We start from the raw sequence: 16,119 nt of genomic DNA on the forward strand, positions 1-16,119 counted from the left end.
ATAGTAATATGTAGATGATAAGGGATATGAAGGGGAGTGTAGCATATGGGGAAAAGAAAACTGTTATTATGTGATGATGAATTGTCATATGCTGAAGATATTAAGAAAGTGATCGATGATTTGTATCCTGATTTATATGAAATTCAGACAGCAACAGATCAAAGCTTTGATATTGATGCACAATTTGATATTTATTTTTTGGATATAGATATGCCTAGTATCTCAGGTTTTGATTTAGCAGAGAAAATTCATAATCGTTATCCGGAGGCATTAATTGTATTTTTGACTACACATGAAGAGCTTTCCATGGAAGGCTACCAATATCAGGCATTTCGATTTATAAGTAAATTACGTCTTGATAGTATGCTCCCCAGAGTATTAAAAGCGTTAAAAGAGTATTTTGAACAATATGACCAGATGATATATGCAAAAGATGAAAATGATGCCACTGTGCCATTACTGATTAAAGATATCACCTGTTTATTGGCAAAAGGTAATTATACGGATTTCAATACAGAAAAAAATGTGTTTAGTAAAAGAATCAAAGTGAAGGAGTTTTTGAATAGCTATAAGACAGAGGTTTTCATACCTATAGAAAGAGGTCTATGGGTAAACATGCGACATGTAAAAAAATATGACCCAAAAACAGGAGTATTATTTATACAGGAAGGTGTACACCTAACAGTAACAAGAAAATATAAAGCAGAATTTTTAAAACAATATATAAAAAGAGGCACTTTTTGTACTTAGATGACAAAAAGTGTTTTTAAATGACAAATATATTGTGGTCTTTTTAATAAATAATTATGCTATAGAAGAAAGACGAGGGAGTGTTTATATGATGAAGAAGCTGTTAATGGTATTGTTTTGTTTTCCAATTCTTTGCAATATCAATGTATTTGCATCAGAGTATGTGCAAGATGAATTACTGGAAGAGGATTTAGATTTGACAGAAGAAATTGAAATGTTTGATTCCTTTTATCAACAGCCGGACCGCTATATTTTTCAGGATATCAATGGTGATGATTTAAACGGTTTTGTTATGCAGTATAAGGATGAATTCTATAAGAATCAATATCAGACCACTGATTTCCTTATGGAATATGTTAGAAGTGTACAGGACTTAGGAAGTGTTATTTCATACTATTCAGGAAGATCAAAAACATGGGCTAATCAGAAGGTCTATTATACAAAAACCAAATATGCCGTTTATAGTGCTACTGGAAGTTATACAGTAGCAAATAACAAAATCACAGCAGGGAAATGTGCTACAAAAATAATCACAAAAAATAATATGATGTATAATATTTTAAGCACATCTTATTCAATAGAAAAAAATGGAAATAAAATCACTTATACAATTACTCATAGTATAAACAGGAAGATTGTTAAGACAAAGCACGCTATCATGATATAGTTATATTATGTTATAATAAAATTGGTGATAGCTATGGAATACATTGATGCTTCTTTGATTATAACTATTTTGCTGTATTATCTTATTTCTTTCTATATAAAATAATGGAACTGAAAATAAATAAAAAATCAAAAAGGCAAACCTTAATCTTCTTATTATTTCTTTTGATTTTATTCATTGGAAATCTAGCTGTTTTTGCTTTTATTTCATGGGAAGATGAGTTTGGGATTGTTAGATACTATCCGGATATTATAGAAGATATTCTTATGATGTTGATTATTATAACTGTTTTTCACACAAATATATGGAAAAGCATATATTACATCGTTTTCGGTTATGTGTTCGTATTGTCAGTACAGCTTTTAGGAGGAATCATTGATTTCATATTATTAGACTCTATTTTTCATATCATTTTAACGCCTGATCAGGAAGCGATATTATATTTATTAGAAATAGGTCTATTATTCATTATCTACCTGATTATTAAACACCGAAATAATCGCCAGTACATGATTGATGAAAAAGACTGGCCTTTATTTGCCGTACTGGCAATTATTGTATGTGCATATTTCTATTATATCCAGAATGTTGTACCATATATCGATCCGGAAAACAGTATCATGTATGTATCCATGGATTACATTCAACTTGGTTTTATGGTTGGGATATTCTTTCTGTTTGGCAGATATCATATCATCTTGGGGAAAAAGAGTCAGGAGCTTCTAAATACACAGTTGAAGCTGCAAAGTGAAGAATTTCAGTTGAAATTAAGAGATGAGCTTACACATGCGAATACAGAGAACAAAAAGCTTCGTCATGACCTTAAGCATCACTTTACGGTACTTCAGAGTAAAATTAAAGAAGATCCTGAATATGCATTGGAATATGTTAAACAGCTAAGTGACCATGTGGAAATTGTAACGTATGCAAATACAAACAATGAAATCCTGAACTATATTCTGAATACAAAGGCCGCAATAGCACATCAAATGGACATACCATTTGAATATAAAATAAGTGATGCTCTCTTATTTATTAATGATTTTGATTTAATATCCATATTGGGAAATGCATTGGATAATGCAATCGAGGCACTGCAGTTTGTGAAGGAAGCATGGATTCATATGGAAATTGCGAGCTATGAAGACACGGTCATTATTAAGATTGAAAATCCATGCGACTCTGCAAGAATAAAATGGAATGATGATGTATTATCAACATCAAAAAAAGATAAAGATAAGCATGGATATGGACTGAAAAATATAAAAGAGCAATGTGAGAAATATCAGGGCTCTATGGAAATCAATATAGAAAATGCTATATTTCAGCTGATACTGTCATTTCTTAAAATATAGAGGTGTCTAGGAAGGACACCTTTTATAATGTTTGTTTAAATGACAAAACTTGTGCTTAGATACCAAAACAGTAGTTAAAATAACGTTTTTTTGTTATGATGCACTTGGGGTGGTACTATGCAAAATCAGGAAGTTATGAAAGAAGAATCTGTTGGCTTTCTTTTAATTCAATATAAGTATGTTCTTGAATATCTGCAGCTTTTAGCTGAAGATAATTGGAGATTAAAAAAGGTAAAAGATACTTCTTTTTATTTTGAAAGAGGATATAGAGTACAGCATTCCTACTGTTTGATTCCGGTTGACATGTTTGACAGAGAGCTTGAACTGAGGGCAAAGCAATTGGATTGGAAACGAATAGGTGCATGGAAGCATCTTCTTGTTTTTGGAAATGAAACACTGAATGCAATTCCTTTGATAGAAGAGCGTATCCTGAATGAATACATAAAAGCAAGCAGATATAAATGGGAAGACTTTGTTCGTATAGTATGCTATATTATTGGTTCTATAAGCTGTTTTTTATCCTCGTTTTGGTGTGTGTTTCATAAAACTGATTTCATTTCATTTTTCTTTCTCAGTTTGTTATGGTGTGGTGTCTCTGTTTTTCAATTTTGGGTTTTGATTCGCGCAAGCAGATGTATATGGAGGTTTGATTTTGAGACAGTAAAGGATATCGAAAAGGCTAAAAAAACGATATTGGGAATAAATGAAAATATGATTATTAGTATTATTGCTTCAATTCTTATACTTATAGTCGGCTAAGCATCCCCTAAATTCAGGCATTTTAATTTCTTTTTCATCTATATTCATCCATAATATAAGCAGCATTGACAAAAGTGAATGATTTTCTATAGGAATTTACGCCAATCTGTTTTATAATCATAACGTCAGGGATGAATGTAATAGAAAAGGAGGAGCTTATGCTGAACAAGGAAAAAATATATATCACCGGTCACAGGCATCCGGATACGGATTCCATCGCATCCGCCATCGCCTATGCAAAACTCAAGCAGCGTCAGGGCTTTCATGCAATTGCCTGCCGCCTTGGTCCGGTGAATGCGGAAACTGAATATTTACTTGAACGCTTCCACATGGATTTGCCTATGCTGTTCGAGGATGCGCGCGCCACTCTGGATGAAATTGAAATTGACGGCCCGCTGGCAATCAGTCCGCAGACAACCATTATGGAAACACTGGAGCTGATGAGTGAACAAAACAAGCAGTCCTACGGTGTTATCAATGCACAGGGAAAACTGATGGGGATGGTTACCAAATCAGACCTCGCTACGGTTGGTCTGGGAGATACTGCTGTCGCTATTCAGCTTCTGCAGGAGACTCCGCCGGAATATATCGCGAAAACGGTGAGCGGGAAAATGATATACATGGATAAAGCGTATCATTTTAATGGAAAGACAAGCGTCATTGCGATTGCGGAAACAAAGCTTAACAACTATGAACTGCAGGACCGTCTTGTCATTGTAGGGAATGACTCGGAAGCACAGGAAGCAGCAATTCGCAAGGGAGCGGGAATCCTGGTTGCGGTATGGACAGAGCATATTGAAGACAGCGTGATTGCACTTGCGAAGGAATATCACTGTCCTATCATCCTCTCCGGGCATGGAACAATGAATACCTCCCGTTATCTGTTCTTTTCTCCGCCGGTCAAGCTGCTTATGAAAACCGATCTCGTCAGCTTTAACAAAAATGAATTTGTTGATGAGGTGGGAAAGAAAATGCTGAAATCAAGATACCGCAGCTATCCGGTGATTGATGATGAAAACCATCTGATCGGCTATGTTTCACGCTATCACATTTTGAATCAGCATAACAAGAAGGTTATTCTGGTGGATCACAATGAATATGCACAATCAGTGAAAAGTATAGAAAAGGCTGACTTGCTGGAGGTTGTGGATCATCACCGTGTATGTGATATTTCCACTAACCGGCCAATTTCCTTCCGTAATGAAATCATAGGCAGTACGGCATCCATCATAACTTCCATATATCTGGAAAATCAGATGAGTATACCTAAGGATATTGCCGGTCTGCTGCTTGGCGCAATACTCTCCGATACGCTGAAATTCAAATCACCGACAACAACCGCAAAGGATAAGGGACTTGCCAGAATGCTGGCAGAAATTGCGGAGCTGGATATCGATGTATTTGCGAAAGAGATGTTCAAGGTAAGCTCCAATATCAGTAACAAGACACCGCGTGAGCTGTTGAATCAGGATATCAAAAAATTTGAAATCGACGGCAGAACTGTCATGATCTCACAGGTGATTGCCTATCAGGTAAGTGAAGCCAAGGAAATCGAGGATACTCTGCAAAGCGAAATGGTGAAATTTGCACAGGAAAAAGGACTTGATCTTCTGGTTGTTGCATTTACGAGTATACTGGAGAACGGCTCTGTCTTCTATGCTGCCGGTGATATTGCGGATGTGGTCGCTGAGGCGTTTCCAAACCACTTTGAAGAAGAGCATAGCTTTCAGGAGGATATATTATCCAGAAAAAATCAGATTGTGCCATTGCTTTCCCGGGCAATCATCAATTCTGTACACTGATTATCAAAAAAGACAATCCCAGAGAGGATTGTCTTTTTTACAGTGTGTCGGGCATGGATATATCTAACCCGTGAGAACAAGGATGAAAGTGCAAGCCTACAAAAGTTAGAAAAAAACGGTTATATACTATAATTAAAAAGGCTTTCAAAAGAAAACATGCCGGTTCCGAGCCATTAGCAAAGACATTACAAGAGTAAATCAGGTTGTGAGGGGATGGATAAACTATTCCAAAACAGGAAGCATGAAAATATTCCTTAGTAAGTTTGGACAATGGTTACGCCATAAGATAAGATGTGTCATCATAAACAATGGAAGAAATCAAAACGATTTTTAAGAATCCAATGAAATTAAATATTGCATGTAAGGGTAAATTTAGAAAAGAAGATATCTACAAATGTGCAATCACAGAATTAGGATGGTATAGAAGAAGTACGATGAAGGTCGTAAATTTCACATGATCTTCAAAAATTCTAGGCATTAAGAAAGGGGACAGACCTGACCTGGTGCATCCCCTGGATTCTTAAGAGTTTGTAATACCAATATAAATGTAGGACCGTATACGTGACCTGTACGTATAGTTCAATGGTATAAATTTAAGTTTATTCCTCTACCCTATTCCGCAGATTGTTTATTTTGCGCTTTCTATATAGTCCTTTACATTTTCTTCAACAACATGGAATGGTGCTGCACCGCTTTTCAGAATTGCTTCATGGAAGTCCCTGTCATTGAATTTATCCTTTAGTTCCTCCTGTGCATCCTTCTTCAGATTGGCAATCTGGACATATCCTACATAATAAGAGAGGAATGCTGTTGGATTTGCCTGCAGCTGGTTATAGAAATCACTGACATCGGAAACGCCAAGACCGTTTTCCTCCAGGAAATTTGATAAATCTTCCTTTGTCCATCCTTCATAGTGAATACCGATATCGGCAAGAGCTATCAGGCAATCCTGATAGACAACCATATTCTGCTGCAGCTTTACAGCATCCGCAGATACACCGTCAAGATACTTTAATGCATACAGCTCGGTATATGTGGCATAGCCCTCGGTATAACCAAGGAAGCTTGCCATACTGTTTCTCCATGGGTCTTTTACATTCTTATAGGCATATGCAATCTGATACATATGTCCCGGAATCCCTTCATGCGCAACGGTAGAGAAGGTTTCCAGTGACTGTACATCCAATGCATCCTCCATCATATTCACGCGTATCTGTTTCGGTGTCGTACCATCCAGAGCAGGAATGTTGAAGTAAGCCGCAACACCGCCGGATGCCAGATCCTCACCGATCGGCCTGATTCGATAATTCAGTGTTCCCACGGATGGAAAGTCATCCTTAATATCCTTATCAAGATCCTTCAGCATGCTTTCAAAGTCCTTGTACTTAGTTTTGATTTTTCCGTTTACATATTCATCATACAGATTCTTGTTTTTGGAGATCACAGACTGTACGGCAAGCAGGGATGAACGTGACATACTGTTTAATTCTTTTTTAATATCCTCAATGGATTTATCCGTGCCGGTTGCCTGCTTGAACAGAAGCTCATAATACTCTTTTCCGTTCTTCATATGGCTCAGTCCCAGCGTATTGTTTTTAGAGGAATCCAGCTCCTTCATCGTTTTGATGATATCACTGTACGCAGGCAGGAAATACTCCTGAAATGCTTTTTTCAGCTCAGCCTTGTACTGCTTTGTCTTATCATCCCCAAGCTTCAGATTGTCGATACTTTCATTCAGCCCGGTAAGTACACTGCTGTTTACATCCTCCTTAACAACCTTCTCGCAATACTCTTTTACAGATTTGATATCCAGCATCAGTGTGCCTTTTTCTTCCTGCTTTTTCGTATAGGCAAGAATACTGTCCATATACGGACGGACTGATTTCATCAGTGTGATAACATCCTTTACATCCTGCTCATTGCGAAGTGTCCAGTCGGAGAACAGGGTTGGCAGCTGTGTGTGCATACCTGTCATGGATTCCAGTGGCATACTCATATAATCAAACTTGGAATCGTTCATTTCTGTAGTGTAATCCAGCATGTAGCTGTAAATATCATAAGTTTCCTTCTGCTCATCGCTTAACGTATCGCGGTCAAATTCCTTGAAGGCCTTCGCGGATTTCTCATTCAGCTCCTTGTTTTCCTTCATGGTTGTTTCATTCAGTTCTTTATCGATCTGAACCTTGGTCTTGCTTGTATCTACTCCGTAATCCTTTGGGTTTTCCAGAATAATGTGCGTATTCGGATAGCTTTGTTCCATAGATTCCACGAATTCCTGCTTCATAAATTCATCAAATTTTTTCTGTTCTTCTCCGGAATCCTTTTTTGAGCATCCGGTGAATGAAAAAGCCATGATTGCAGATAACATCAATAATGTTATTTTCTTAACGTTCATATTTCCTCCATTTTCTCTCTGTTTCTAAGTAGAGTGCGTTTGTACTACAGATATTTTATGTATCTTACTGTTATTATATCGTCTAATCATGGATTTCACAATGAATTATCCACGGAAACGGGTTTTGTTATGAATCAAGTTGTCGAGTAGAAAGGTTTATGATATTCTAATATAGAAAAGAGTTGATGATTGTGCATGAACGACATACAAAAATACTGGAGCTTCTCTCTCAATATAAAAAAATAGAGGTAACCAGATTATCTGAGTTGCTTTCTGTTTCACAGGTGACGATTCGCAAGGATCTCATGCAGCTGGAAAGCAGTGGTCTGATTCTGCGGGAGCATGGATATGCAGCTTTGCATGACAGTGATGATCTGGCAAACCGGCTCGTCTATCATTATGAAATCAAGCAGAGAATTGCCAGTCTGGCGGTGGCGGATGTTCAGGATGGGGAAACGCTTATGATTGAATCCGGTTCGTGCTGTGCACTGGTCGCGCTGGAAATCGCAAAAACAAAAAAAAATGTGACCGTGATCACCAATTCCGCTTTTATTGCTGATTATATACGTAAGCAGGGAACTCTGCAAATCATTTTGCTGGGAGGCGAATACCAGCAGAGATCGCAGGTCATGGTTGGACCGATGACGAGAAGATGCATGGAGCCGTTTTATGTAGATAAGCTGTTTATCGGTACCGATGGATTCACAGCGGATTCAGGTTTTACGGGAAATGATTATATGCGCAGTGAAACAGTGCGTGATATGGCTCAACAGGCAAATCATGTCATTGTAGTTACAGAATCCACTAAGTTTTCACAGAAGGGACTTGTTCATCTGATAGATACCGATCATATTCATATGGTTGTCAGCGATGATCGTATACCGGAGGAATGCGAGCAGTACCTCACGGAGCAAGGTGTGGAAGTAAAAAAAGTGAAGGTATAAAAAAAGGAGCATCTGCCCCTAAAAGAAACAATCAATACCCTGATTCAGGAAGATTTGCTGATAATCTCTTAAATCTTCCGGATACAGGGCTTTTTTATGCTTCATTTCATAGTCGCGATTCAGCATTTCATATTTCTTTTCGCCGAACTGATGAAAGGGAAGCAGCTGTACCCGTTGAATTGAGAGTGATGTAAGCAGTGCAGCAAGGCCTTTTGCATCCTGCAGGGATGCATTATATCCCGGGATGATGGGTATGCGTGGAAGAACACAGAGCTGATGTTTCACACTCCATGCAAGGTTTTCCAGTATCAGATCATTGTTGACGCCGGTCCCAAGAACGTGCTGTTCTGTGTCATAATGCTTGATATCGAACAGTAAAAGATCAAACAGCGGGGCAAGCTTTTGAAATACAGCGGGCTGGATATATCCGGTAGTTTCAACTGCGACATGGATTCCCTCCTGCTTCAGGCGTAAAACAAGTGCCTTTGCAAATGACGGCTGTGCCAGAGCTTCTCCGCCGGAAAGTGTAACACCACCCTGAGATTCTTCATAAAAGTCGCGGTCCTGCAGGCAGGTTGCGACAACCTCATCAGCATCCCTGCAGACGCCTTCCACCTGCAGGGCTTTTGCTTTACACGTAGCGATGCAGCGAAGACAACCAAGACATTGTGCATCGTCGATCACAATACGGCTGCCCTTTCTTTGAACTGCCTGCTGCGGACATGCCTTTATACATGCGCCATCCTGTATACAAACAGATGCATCATATAATATCTGTGTCTTTGAAAGCTGAGACTCCGGATTGGAACACCAGCGGCAGCGAAGCGGACAGCCTTTCAGAAAAACGGTTGTCCGAATACCGGGACCGTCGTGTATGCTGAATTTCTGGATATTGAATACCATACCTTTACACATTAACATCACTCCTTACTACCGTTATCATAGCACAGGAGTGATAAATTGTAAAATAAATATTTCAAATGAAACAAATATTGTATTCAAATGAAATATTCATCTTGACTTAACTCAATAATATGATACTATAATAGTGTATTGCTTGAATTTATATTTCATATGAAACTAAAAATAAGCGTGGAGGAAAGCATATGGAAAACAGAGAACACTTTGGAACACTCACAGAAAGAATGCATAGCTTCAGAGAGGAGCTTCTGAATACAGAGGCATCCATTGACGCCACACGTGCTGTGCTTGCGACACAGGCATATCAGGAGCATGCGGATAAGCCGCTGCTTGTAAAGCGTGCTTTCATGCTGAAAAATATTTTGGAGAATATGCCGATCTTTATCGAGCCGCAGACACTGCTCGCTGGTAATCAGGCTAAGAAAAACCGGGCAGCACCTGTCTTCCCGGAATATGCGATGGATTGGGTTATAAAAGAGCTGGATGAATTCGAGCTTCGTGACGGGGATGTTTTTCAAATCGATGATGAGACAAAGGAGGAACTAAAAAGCATCGCTCCTTACTGGTATCATAATACAACACTGGATAAAGGACTTGCCATGATTCCTCCGGAAAGCAGAATCTTTTATGATCTCGGTATTATCAAAGCGGAAGGAAATATCACAAGCGGAGATGCACACATCGCTGTTGACTATGGAAAAATTATGCGAAAAGGGCTCAGGTATTATGAGCAGCGAACCTTGCAGGAGAAAAGGAAGCTGGATATGACAGATCCGGATAGCATTTCCAAATATCATTTTTATGAGGCGATTCTGATCGTCATTGCTGCCGTACAGGCATTTGCAAAGCGCTATGCTGAGCTTGCGCTTGCACAGGCTGAAGCAGCACAGGGAAAACGAAAGCAGGAATTACAGAAAATGTCGCAGATACTGGACAGGGTGCCGTATGAACCGGCTGAAAATTTTCATGAAGCTATACAGTCCATGTGGCTTGTCCACCTCGTTTTACAGATAGAATCCAATGGACATTCTCTTTCCTATGGACGTATGGATCAGTATTTATATCCATACGTAAAGCATGATCTGGATATGCGAGTATTGCAAGAGGATCAGGCCGTAGAGCTTTTAACAAATCTGTGGCTGAAAACATTTACTATCAATAAGGTAAGAAGCTGGTCGCATACACAATTCAGTGCCGGTTCTCCCCTGTATCAGAATGTTACGATAGGAGGACAGACTCAAGATGGAAAGGATGCTGTAAATATGCTGTCCTTTCTCATTCTGAAATCTGTTGCACAGACCCGTCTTCCACAGCCTAATCTGACTGTACGCTATCATAGAAATTTATCTGCTGCGTTTATGGATGAAGCAATCGAGGTCGTAAAGCTGGGAACCGGGATGCCGGCTTTTAATTCCGATGAGGTTATAATTCCATCCTTCATGGAAAAGGGAGTTGGTAAAGAAGATGCATATAATTATAGCGCGATTGGCTGCGTGGAAACCGCAGTACCCGGAAAATGGGGATATCGCTGTACCGGTATGAGCTTTCTGAATTTTCCGAAAACGCTGCTGATTGCCATGAATGCAGGTGTGGATCCTGCCAGTCGGGTAAAGCTGGTGAAGGGGCTTACACATTTCTGTGAAATGACATCCTACGCTCAGCTACAGGAAGCATGGGATATAACAATACGTGAGTTCACAAGACATTCTGTAATCATTGAAAACTGCTGTGATCTCGTTCTGGAGCAGGATGTTCCCGATGTATTATGCAGTGCATTGACGGAGGATTGTATCGGACGGGGGAAAACCATTAAGGAAGGCGGCGTTGTATATGATTTCATATCCGGGCTGCAGGTGGGAATCGCCAACCTTGCGGACAGTCTGGCAGCTGTAAAAAAGCTGGTATTTGAGGAACAAAAAATAACTGCGAATCAGCTATGGGATGCATTGATGGATGATTTTACATCACCGGAGCATAAAGCGATACAACAGATGCTGATTTCGAATGCTCCCAAATATGGAAATGATGATGATTATGTAGACCAGCTGATTGTGGATGCCTATGATGTCTATATCAATGAAGTGAAAAAATATCCGAATACGCGTTATGGAAGAGGACCGATCGGAGGAACACGGTATGCCGGTACCTCCAGTATCTCTGCCAATGTCGGTCAGGGAAAGGGAACTCTTGCTACTCCGGACGGGCGTAATGCTGCCACACCGCTTGCTGAAGGCTGTTCCCCATCACATGGTATGGATAAGAACGGACCTACTGCTGTATTCAAAACCGTTTCCAAGCTTCCGACACATGAAATTACCGGCGGGGTGCTGTTAAATCAGAAAATGACGCCGCAGATGCTGTCGAGCGAGGAGAATAAGCAGAAGCTGGAAATGATGATACGTACCTTCTTTAATCGCCTGGACGGTTACCATGTTCAATATAATGTAGTTTCCCGTGATACACTGCTTGATGCACAGAAGCATCCGCAGAAGCATCGGGATTTGATTGTCCGTGTTGCCGGTTATTCTGCTTTCTTTAATGTCCTGTCCAGGCAAACACAGGATGATATAATTGAGCGTACAGAACAAACGTTATAGTCCGTGAAGAAAATCTGTCTGCGTTTATAAAGAAAAAGAATCGTGATGTCCTGCACTATACAGGTTCACGATTCCTTTTTAATGCTTATTGCTATACAGATGTCTTGCGACATAAACGCCGCTTGCACTTGCATGTGAGAGGGAATGGGTAACACCGCTGCAATCACCAATCACATACAGTCCTTCATGCCTGGTTTCCAGATTATGATCAATTTCAACCTCCAGATTATAGAATTTTACCTCTACACCATACAGCAGGGTATCATCATTGGCAGTTCCCGGTGCCACCTTGTCCAGTGCATAAATCATTTCGATAATGTCATCCATCTGACGTTTAGGAATTACCAGACTCAGATCACCCGGTGTAGCGGATAAGGTTGGTGTGACGAAGCTTTCCGCGATACGGGAATCCGTGCTTCTCTGTCCGCGTATCAAATCACCAAAGCGCTGTACGATGACACCGCCCCCAAGCATATTGGAAAGACGCGCAATGCTTTCCCCATATTCGTTGCTGTCCTTAAACGGCTCTGTAAAGTGATTGCTTACCAACAGGGCGAAATTCGTATTCTCTGTATAGCGGGAAGGGTCTTCATAGCTGTGTCCGTTCACCGTTACAATTCCGTTGGTATTTTCACTGACGACAACACCGCGGGGATTCATGCAGAAGGTACGGACCTTGTCCTGAAACTTCGTCGTACGGTATACGATTTTGCTTTCATACAATTCATCCGTCAGATCGGAAAAAATGCTGTAGGGCAGTTCTACACGCACACCGATGTCCACACGGTTGCTCTTCGTGGCAATTCCCAGGCTTTTACAGATGCTTCCCATCCATTTGCTTCCGCTGCGGCCTGTGGATATAATGCATTTGCTGCCGGTAAAGCTTTTATCCCTGCTCACCAGACGATAGCCGTTCTCCAGCTTTTCCACTGCATCTATATGCGTATGGAAGTGGATTTCAATTTTATCCTTCAGCTGATTGTACAGGTTTTCCAGAACAATATAATTCACATCCGTACCAAGATGGCGTACGCTTGCCTCCAGCAGATGTAAATCATTCTGCATGCATTTCTTTTTCAGATGCGTATTTTCATTTGTATAAAGCTTTGTCCCCTGTCCACCGTTTGCCACATTGATCTCATCGACATAATTCATCAGATCAATTGCTTCTTTCCTTCCGATATGTTCGTATAAGGTACCGCCAAACTGGTTGGTGATATTGTATTTTCCATCAGAAAAGGCTCCTGCTCCGCCAAACCCGTTCATAATGGCACAGGTCTTACAGTTGATGCAGGATTTAATTTTCACCCCGTCAATCGGACATTTTCTTTTTTCCAGCGGGTTTCCTGTTTCGAATAAAGCAATCTTCAGCTCCGGGTTCAGTTTCATCGCCTCGTAGGCAGAGAAAATACCGCCGGGACCGGCCCCGACAATCAGTAAATCAAAATCCATATGTTACCTCCATCGTTATATGTATAACTTCCGGGAAATCTTGAATTTCCTATGGTATTTTATCACAGAAACAGAAAAAAGCCAGCGGTATTCGTGAAAACTTTATGAAAACGGTTACTATTCACTAACCTATATTGTATATAACGCTTAGATAAGGGCAAAAGAAAGCTTATATTACTTATGGGTTTTGATTGAAACTGCGTATCATAAGCATAAATAACTCTCCACACTTGTTATGCAGAGAGCCTTTCATTGTATGGAGATATGGTTAAAGGTGTTGCTCTTATACGATCACTTACATCGTGTCAGGTATGTACTTGTTTTTTAATAGCCTCCAGGGTATCACACTTTAAAATTAAACTCGATACGATATGCAACTGGTCCTCGGTTAATGACTGCAGCCACGCTGTGCAGTCTTCCTGATATTTGGCTTCCATAAGACTATGTAAGAGCTGTCTCTCTCCTTCGATTCTACCTTCAACCTTACCTTCAGCTTTCCCTTTAATGATTCCTTCCTTCATCCCCTCTTCAAAGCTGTCCTCCAAGCCGTAGCGATAACGTGCCTCTCCCATCTGAATCGCCATTGCGGTTGACCACAGCTCATCATCCTTCTGCATTTCCTCGTACTTGTCCATGAATACCTTCACCAGCCTTTCCTTTGATTCCAGTATATCATTTTTCGCATTGTTTTCAAACAGGAAGCACTGCTGTTCAAAGTCATCCATCTGCTGGATGGCCTTTTTCTTAGCGATTTCATTGATAACAGGCAGATGGATGTAGGTTCTTCTAATCAATGGGTGTTTACTCTCATCTTCCCCCTGCTCATTGCGCATCTGATAGTGATTGATCAGATTTTTATTATTCCATGCGCATTTTTCAATGAAAATAATCTGATATACCGGCTTTAAATCCTTGTACTTTTCACTGCTATCCAGCTGGTTGTTCAATGCTCTGGCCCCATAAAATTCAAAGCGCATCATTTCCGCTACTCCTGCATAGGTAGTCTGCATTTCCAGGTTAAAAAAACGACCTTTCTCATCCTTCACATGAACATCCAGAATAATGCGTTTCTTCCCGATTGTTCCGGGATCCAGATTCGGATTCTGTACAATGCTTTCCTTTACCTTAATTCCGGTAACACGTTCAATAATGGTGTTGCGGGCGTACACAGAGCCTTCATCCTCACGTGACAGTGTGTACTTGAAGAATACATCATTGCAGTAATCCAATACAGTATTTGCTTTCGTATTTTCCATGACGAAAACCTCCTTCTGTAAGCTCATCATCACTTACATACTTCTATACGTTAAGAAGGTATGAAATTCCAAAAAAATCCACATATTCTTGATTTTTTCCTGCTTTAAAAGGATTGTCAGCTTGCATTTTACAGAGTTGCGATTTCGATCACTTCTATCTAAATGTATATAACAGAAAAAGATGAGGCGATAAAATAGCTTTTCTGCCTTTATAAAGAAACAGGTATAATCCTGCAATCGATGTCCATACTTCAGCTATGAGGTGAAGAAATGAAACGTTATGCAATAATCGGCTGTCTGTGGTTTCTTATGGCATCTGCTATGATTCATGGAAATGCCAGAGCAGAGATTGATTATGAAATCCGCTATGACAGCAATACGAAGCAGACCTATGAGCTGAAACAGAAAATTCAGGATATCTATTCCGAGCTGGTTCGTGGTGTACATAAGGAATCCTATATTCTGATGGTGCTTCATAATAAGGAATTATTTGCTTACCGAAAGGATCTTCAGGCTGACTGGAAACAGAATCAGCTAGTGATTACTGAGGGTGATGGAAAAGGAGATACGATTACCGGTACGCTGCGAACAGAAAGTGTGTGTGTTCCGGAGGTTCAGCCGCGTTCCCTTTTTCAGGAGATATTTCAATAGATATATTTGCAAACATCAACGGCTTTTTCCTGTTGGTGTTTTTTTTTTCTTGCAGGTGAGTCACGGTTTCCTGCAACTTGGTTGAATTTTATAGCTTTTCTATTCATGTGCAAATATAATAAAAACAGGAGGATGCGGTATGAAAATCATTGAGGGTAAGGATTCACAACAGCTGGATGTTCGCATCCGGTTTGACTCGGAGGAGGAAAAACAGGCAGCTTTCCGCTTGCTGGCAGCTATGCATCAAAAGCTGATCGGCTTGCAAAGAGATAAGGAATACCTGCTGCGTCTGGAGGATGTCTGCTTTATCGCTTCCAGTGACAAGCGTACCTTTTTATATACTGCACAGGGCTGTTACGAGTCTATGCTCTGGCTTTATCAGATGGAAGAACAGCTGAATGATGATTTCATACGAATCAACAAAGCAACAATTATCAATATGGAACATGTAACCAGCATGCATGCAGACCTGAGGTCAAGAATCCGGGTATATCTGGATACCGGTCATCAGCATATGGTCACAAGGACCTATGTAAAGGCGTTTAAGCAGAAGCTGAAAGGGGAATAATG

Annotated in this window: 12 protein-coding genes and 2 pseudogenes; 10 read left to right on the forward strand and 4 right to left on the reverse strand. The window is 40.1% G+C overall.

What is annotated here, in order from left to right:
• The first annotated feature begins 45 nt into the window (after positions 1-45).
• The 6 genes and pseudogenes from G4D54_00450 (at position 46) to G4D54_00475 (ending at position 5,857) form a co-directional block, all read left to right on the forward strand.
• On the forward strand, positions 46-750 hold the full coding sequence (locus tag G4D54_00450; protein QJA00982.1) for a response regulator transcription factor: 705 nt from the start codon (positions 46-48) through the stop codon (positions 748-750).
• Between the two features lie 88 nt (positions 751-838).
• Positions 839-1,417, forward strand: a complete 579-nt coding sequence (locus G4D54_00455; protein ID QJA00983.1) for a hypothetical protein — start codon at positions 839-841, stop codon at positions 1,415-1,417.
• Positions 1,418-1,450: 33 nt separating this feature from the next.
• A pseudogene (locus G4D54_00460) lies at positions 1,451-2,772 on the forward strand (GHKL domain-containing protein).
• 117 nt (positions 2,773-2,889) lie between these two features.
• A complete protein-coding gene (locus G4D54_00465; GenBank protein ID QJA00984.1) occupies positions 2,890-3,531 on the forward strand; it encodes a hypothetical protein in 642 nt (213 codons plus the stop codon).
• Positions 3,532-3,689: 158 nt separating this feature from the next.
• Entirely contained in the window at positions 3,690-5,333 is a 1,644-nt protein-coding gene (locus tag G4D54_00470; GenBank protein QJA00985.1) for a putative manganese-dependent inorganic diphosphatase, read from the forward strand.
• Between the two features lie 128 nt (positions 5,334-5,461).
• Positions 5,462-5,857 (forward strand): annotated as a pseudogene (locus G4D54_00475) (maturase).
• Positions 5,858-5,961: 104 nt separating this feature from the next.
• Here the strand turns inward: G4D54_00475 and G4D54_00480 are convergent.
• On the reverse strand, positions 5,962-7,728 hold the full coding sequence (locus G4D54_00480; protein ID QJA00986.1) for a DUF885 domain-containing protein: 1,767 nt from the start codon (positions 7,726-7,728) through the stop codon (positions 5,962-5,964).
• Between the two features lie 185 nt (positions 7,729-7,913).
• On the opposite strand from G4D54_00480, the gene G4D54_00485 reads away from it, so the two are divergent.
• Positions 7,914-8,672 (forward strand): DeoR/GlpR transcriptional regulator, encoded by a 759-nt coding sequence (locus G4D54_00485; GenBank protein ID QJA00987.1) that lies wholly within the window; start codon positions 7,914-7,916, stop codon positions 8,670-8,672.
• 18 nt (positions 8,673-8,690) lie between these two features.
• Here the strand turns inward: G4D54_00485 and G4D54_00490 are convergent, their stop codons facing one another.
• Entirely contained in the window at positions 8,691-9,587 is an 897-nt protein-coding gene (locus G4D54_00490) for a glycyl-radical enzyme activating protein (GenBank protein ID QJA00988.1), read from the reverse strand.
• A gap of 191 nt (positions 9,588-9,778) precedes the next feature.
• On the opposite strand from G4D54_00490, the gene G4D54_00495 reads away from it, so the two are divergent.
• A complete protein-coding gene (locus G4D54_00495; protein ID QJA00989.1) occupies positions 9,779-12,190 on the forward strand; it encodes a glycyl radical protein in 2,412 nt (803 codons plus the stop codon).
• 78 nt (positions 12,191-12,268) lie between these two features.
• Here G4D54_00495 and G4D54_00500 read toward each other — a convergent pair whose 3' ends face one another.
• Both G4D54_00500 and G4D54_00505 read right to left on the reverse strand, forming a co-directional pair.
• A complete protein-coding gene (locus tag G4D54_00500) occupies positions 12,269-13,642 on the reverse strand; it encodes an NAD(P)/FAD-dependent oxidoreductase (protein QJA00990.1) in 1,374 nt (457 codons plus the stop codon).
• A gap of 305 nt (positions 13,643-13,947) precedes the next feature.
• The gene (locus G4D54_00505) at positions 13,948-14,898 is read right to left on the reverse strand and encodes an Rpn family recombination-promoting nuclease/putative transposase (GenBank protein QJA00991.1); all 951 of its coding nucleotides are present in this window, start codon (positions 14,896-14,898) and stop codon (positions 13,948-13,950) included.
• A gap of 270 nt (positions 14,899-15,168) precedes the next feature.
• Between G4D54_00505 and G4D54_00510 the strand changes: the two genes are divergently transcribed.
• Complete coding sequence (locus G4D54_00510; protein QJA00992.1) at positions 15,169-15,549, forward strand: multidrug transporter; 381 nt, start codon at positions 15,169-15,171, stop codon at positions 15,547-15,549.
• A 139-nt stretch (positions 15,550-15,688) separates the two neighbouring features.
• Positions 15,689-16,117, forward strand: coding sequence for a LytTR family transcriptional regulator (locus tag G4D54_00515; GenBank protein QJA00993.1), 429 nt, complete (start codon positions 15,689-15,691; stop codon positions 16,115-16,117).
• Positions 16,118-16,119: the final 2 nt, after the last annotated feature.

The organism is [Clostridium] innocuum, from assembly GCA_012317185.1.
GTDB classification, from domain to species: domain Bacteria; phylum Bacillota_I; class Bacilli_A; order Erysipelotrichales; family Erysipelotrichaceae; genus Clostridium_AQ; species Clostridium_AQ innocuum.

Excerpts from the sequence above, each read along its gene's own strand:
- G4D54_00450 (QJA00982.1), top strand. The coding sequence starts at position 46 with ATGGGGAAAAGAAAACTGTTATTATGTGATGATGAATTGTCATATGCT.
- G4D54_00455 (QJA00983.1), top strand. The coding sequence starts at position 839 with ATGATGAAGAAGCTGTTAATGGTATTGTTTTGTTTTCCAATTCTTTGC.
- G4D54_00465 (QJA00984.1), top strand. The coding sequence starts at position 2,890 with ATGCAAAATCAGGAAGTTATGAAAGAAGAATCTGTTGGCTTTCTTTTA.
- G4D54_00470 (QJA00985.1), top strand. The coding sequence starts at position 3,690 with ATGCTGAACAAGGAAAAAATATATATCACCGGTCACAGGCATCCGGAT.
- G4D54_00480 (QJA00986.1), bottom strand. The coding sequence starts at position 7,728 with ATGAACGTTAAGAAAATAACATTATTGATGTTATCTGCAATCATGGCT.
- G4D54_00485 (QJA00987.1), top strand. The coding sequence starts at position 7,914 with ATGATTGTGCATGAACGACATACAAAAATACTGGAGCTTCTCTCTCAA.
- G4D54_00490 (QJA00988.1), bottom strand. The coding sequence starts at position 9,587 with ATGTGTAAAGGTATGGTATTCAATATCCAGAAATTCAGCATACACGAC.
- G4D54_00495 (QJA00989.1), top strand. The coding sequence starts at position 9,779 with ATGGAAAACAGAGAACACTTTGGAACACTCACAGAAAGAATGCATAGC.
- G4D54_00500 (QJA00990.1), bottom strand. The coding sequence starts at position 13,642 with ATGGATTTTGATTTACTGATTGTCGGGGCCGGTCCCGGCGGTATTTTC.
- G4D54_00505 (QJA00991.1), bottom strand. The coding sequence starts at position 14,898 with ATGGAAAATACGAAAGCAAATACTGTATTGGATTACTGCAATGATGTA.
- G4D54_00510 (QJA00992.1), top strand. The coding sequence starts at position 15,169 with ATGAAACGTTATGCAATAATCGGCTGTCTGTGGTTTCTTATGGCATCT.
- G4D54_00515 (QJA00993.1), top strand. The coding sequence starts at position 15,689 with ATGAAAATCATTGAGGGTAAGGATTCACAACAGCTGGATGTTCGCATC.